The organism is Bartonella sp. TS25HLJMH (genome assembly GCF_042193505.1).
GTDB lineage: Bacteria > Pseudomonadota > Alphaproteobacteria > Rhizobiales > Rhizobiaceae > Bartonella > Bartonella grahamii.
On record NZ_JBHILV010000047.1, the window covers coordinates 1 to 3,468 of the forward strand.

Annotated in this window: 6 protein-coding genes; 3 read left to right on the forward strand and 3 right to left on the reverse strand. The window is 38.1% G+C overall.

What is annotated here, in order from left to right; all coding sequences use genetic code 11:
• The first annotated feature begins 255 nt into the window (after window positions 1–255).
• Both ACFINF_RS08900 and ACFINF_RS08905 read left to right on the forward strand, forming a co-directional pair.
• Entirely contained in the window at window positions 256–555 is a 300-nt protein-coding gene (locus ACFINF_RS08900; protein ID WP_375620545.1) for a BrnT family toxin, read from the forward strand.
• Window positions 542–814 carry a CopG family antitoxin gene (locus ACFINF_RS08905; protein WP_012754724.1) on the forward strand — a complete coding sequence of 91 codons (273 nt, stop codon included), beginning with the start codon at window positions 542–544 and terminating at the stop codon, window positions 812–814. The genes ACFINF_RS08900 and ACFINF_RS08905 overlap by 14 nt, the downstream gene beginning before the upstream one ends.
• Window positions 815–860: 46 nt before the next feature.
• Here ACFINF_RS08905 and ACFINF_RS08910 read toward each other — a convergent pair whose 3' ends face one another.
• On the reverse strand, window positions 861–1,139 hold the full coding sequence (locus tag ACFINF_RS08910; RefSeq protein WP_375620546.1) for a hypothetical protein: 279 nt from the start codon (window positions 1,137–1,139) through the stop codon (window positions 861–863).
• Window positions 1,136–1,867, reverse strand: coding sequence for an antA/AntB antirepressor family protein (locus ACFINF_RS08915; RefSeq protein ID WP_375620547.1), 732 nt, complete (start codon window positions 1,865–1,867; stop codon window positions 1,136–1,138). The genes ACFINF_RS08910 and ACFINF_RS08915 overlap by 4 nt, the downstream gene beginning before the upstream one ends.
• 383 nt (window positions 1,868–2,250) lie before the next feature.
• Here ACFINF_RS08915 and ACFINF_RS08920 point away from each other — a divergent pair, with 383 nt between their 5' ends.
• The gene (locus ACFINF_RS08920) at window positions 2,251–3,093 is read left to right on the forward strand and encodes a hypothetical protein (RefSeq protein WP_375620548.1); all 843 of its coding nucleotides are present in this window, start codon (window positions 2,251–2,253) and stop codon (window positions 3,091–3,093) included.
• A gap of 27 nt (window positions 3,094–3,120) precedes the next feature.
• Here ACFINF_RS08920 and ACFINF_RS08925 read toward each other — a convergent pair.
• Window positions 3,121–3,468 (reverse strand): hypothetical protein (locus ACFINF_RS08925; protein ID WP_375620549.1); only part of this gene is annotated, 348 nt, incomplete at its 5' end.

Consider the following 3,468-nt stretch of genomic DNA (forward strand, 5'->3'; position numbering starts at 1 on the left):
CTTACTCCATAATCATAGCCATCTTCAATTGTTTCACTTTGTGTTGAGATATTAATTGCAGGCGTGTTCTCAGGGGAAAAGTTGAAATCACGCATATTGAAAATATTGTCACCAGCTGCCGTCTTTGCTGCTTTGATCAACGCAACAAATGTTTCTCTTATCGTCTCTCTCGGATGCATGGGAGCTCCTGTCCAAACAGATTGATTTTTAAACATTTTTATTGTATTTGTGGATACATTTTGATATACATACGTTATGGTAACAAATATCAAAGTTCATGGCATAAATTGGGATGATGGTAACTGGCCAAAATGTGCCAAACATGGAGTTTCTAAAAAAGAAATTGAATATTTATTCACCAATTCTGGAAATCTCGTCATAAAGCATGACCCCAATGTTAAAGAAGAGCGTTTCAGAGCCATTGGAAGAAGCTATAATGAAAGATATATTTTTTTAGTTTTTACCTTAAGAACAATAAAGAATGAACTGTTTGTGCGTCCTATTAGCGCTCGTTATATGCACCAAAAGGAGATTGATTTTTATGAAAACCTCTAAATTAAAACAAATGCCCGTTTTTAAGACGGATGAAGAAGCAGAAAACTTTGTTGATACTGCAGATCTTACAGATTATGACTTAACTGGTTTTAAACCCGTTCATTTTGAGTTCTTACCTAAAGAAGCGTCTATGAATATTCGCTTGCCTCAAGCGCTTATGAAGGCTTTAAAGGAAAAAGCTAAAAATCAAGCTATTCCTTACACACGCTATGTTCGACATCTCATCGAACGAGATTTACGAAAAAGCCATCGGAATTAACCACCTCCCCATTTTAAGAACGGGAAGGGGAGTTCTATTTTCTAAATTAAGCAACCTTTTTAATGGGGTTGTCTAAATTTGGTTCATAAGTTCGCAACAAAGAATCCATACGATGTGGTAGTTCTGAAGCTCCAAAATCTGTCAAAATTGCCAAGATTTTTGTAATATTGGGCACGTCATCTTGAAGCTTTAAAACCAGAGCATCTACGACCGATTCCATAACCTCAACTATAGCATTGCAGTCCTCATCTCCAATGCCTCGATGATTAGAAAGCTTAAACAATGCCAGCCACAAATCACATAAAAAGTCGATACTGGTATTCATTGCACACCCCCAAAGATTTGTTCTCTCAAACAAGCTAATCCTCTAGATGTGATTTTTGTTGAAGGCAGCACCTTTTCTGTACCATCCGGTTTTTGAATGGTAATAGCAGGGCAATCCATGAATCCTTTCTTAATTTTATCCTGATAAGGTAACAGAGGCGCCCCTGGAGCCCGTCGATATACCCAATCATGTTTACGCAAGTAATCAGTTAAGTCCTTTGGTCGTACCTCTAACATCTTTGCTGCTTCAATAAGACCAAACAAACCATCAGAACGCTTTAAACCTTCCAAAGCTTTTGCTTTTGGTGCTAATTCTGCAATAACATGATCTTTTTGCTCTATTTGACTTTGTAAGTGATTCAAGACACCAAGCAATGCTTCCGGTTTGGAGTAGTCGACTTGCGGTGTTGCTACTTGTTTCAAAAGTCGTTCACATTTGATAAAGTATTGACGCGCTTCATGCCCTTTATCATTACGCTCTATCATTGAAAGATGTTTAGCCATGTCTAACGTAATGTAGTATTCTTTTACCTTTCCACCGTTTTCTAAATTTTTAGAAAGCGTTATAAAGTTTATATTTTCCAGAAACTTACATTCTTTAATGCGATTTTTAATCCAGTCTGCAAACTTTGATGTAATTCCTAAAAATGCGTGCAAATCACGCGCGTTAACAGTTTGAACAGTTTCCTGATCAATAACCTGTTCTCTAATTTCTATAAGAGTATTCATAATGAATTCCTTATGGTTAGACGTTTCTTAATGACACTCTAGAAAAGTGCCGGGCGCTAAGAAACACGGCCATAAGTCCGTCGTTACACTTTCCCCGCAAGGGTATTGTATAGCGTAACCACACCCGACAGATATTATTATATGCATGTAGCATATAATGAGTCAAAGTCTTTAATGTATAGGAGACTGATTATTTCGGTAACCAATCCGCTTATGGTTCTAAGGTGTTTCTTAGGCACCTGATTCGATTATTCATACTCCTACTATAATGTCAAGCAGTAATATTACATTTTTCTAAATTATATTAAGTACGTCTTTACTTTATTTGTCGACTCACTTTAAATTTCCACTTTACTTTTTTATTTATAGCGGAGGGGGAGGTAATGCTGGATACCCTTAATATAATTGCAATGATCGTGTGCTTGTTATCATTGCCAATGATGATTGTCGGACTCGTTTTAGTATGTATAAAGAAATGGCGGAAAAACGGACTGAAAACTCTTGGTATTGGAGCTTTATTATTTATCGGCTCTGCGATAGTAGGTGCTTCTGTACACAAAGACAAACCAAATCAAATTACACACAATAATGAAATTGTTACCTCCTCCTCGACTTCGTCAATAGATGTTGCTACTCAAAACGAAAGCGTGACTCAGGTACCAGCTGAGGATACTGATAAGCAAATTACCCCCACTCAAGTTAACAAACCAGACAAAGATGATGGATTAGGCTTTTGGGGATGGGGGTTGTTAATAATCCTCACTTTTTCTGCAGGTTCCGCTTTATATAATTATTGTCTATACAGACGCAAAAAACATTTTGAACAACAAGTTGCGATGTTACAACCAGATATCCCTCCCTTTAATTTTTCCGAAGCATGTGAAATGTTTCAAGAACTTGATGCAAGTGAATATGATTATCGTCTAGCACCTAATGAAAAACTGTTGGGAGTTCAAGAATATGCTAATTTTGTTGGTAAACGTAGAGTAAATAAAATAGAACAAATGGTAGTTTTAGCACGTGGGCGTCTTTTGGTAACCGATCAAGCTATTGTGTTTGAAAGCTCTGAAAAGAATGAACGAACTACTTGGACGCGAATTGCATCAGTAGACATCACATATGAGGGATGTCGGGTTAATCGCCGCTCTGGTATACCATGGAACTACAAATTCACCGCTACTCCCCAATTTGCTGCAGTGGTTAGGGCTCTTGGGCAGCCTTATTGATTTTGAAACACACAAGACAAAGATTCCTCATTGTTTTATCTCCCGCAAGATAAGTTTATACATACCGGATTCAGAGGCTTGGACATCTGTGATCACGAAGTGCTCTTGAGAAGAGGGGGCTTTGCTGTTTTCAGGGGAAATGATTACAACATTATCTTCCGGTTTTGGTGGTAATCCTCCAATGTCATTGATACAAAGATCAAGTTCCTTTCTTGCAATTGTGGTGGGGATTCTGCCACCGGCGTCCGATTCTGAATGCTTAATGCCGTAAATCGCTGTGATACGAAAAGATTGCTGGTTGTCCTTTCGCGTGTAGATGATGGGCTGCCCAAAAGTGTTGCGCACATCTTTAACCATTTGGTTTAGCAGCCCGTG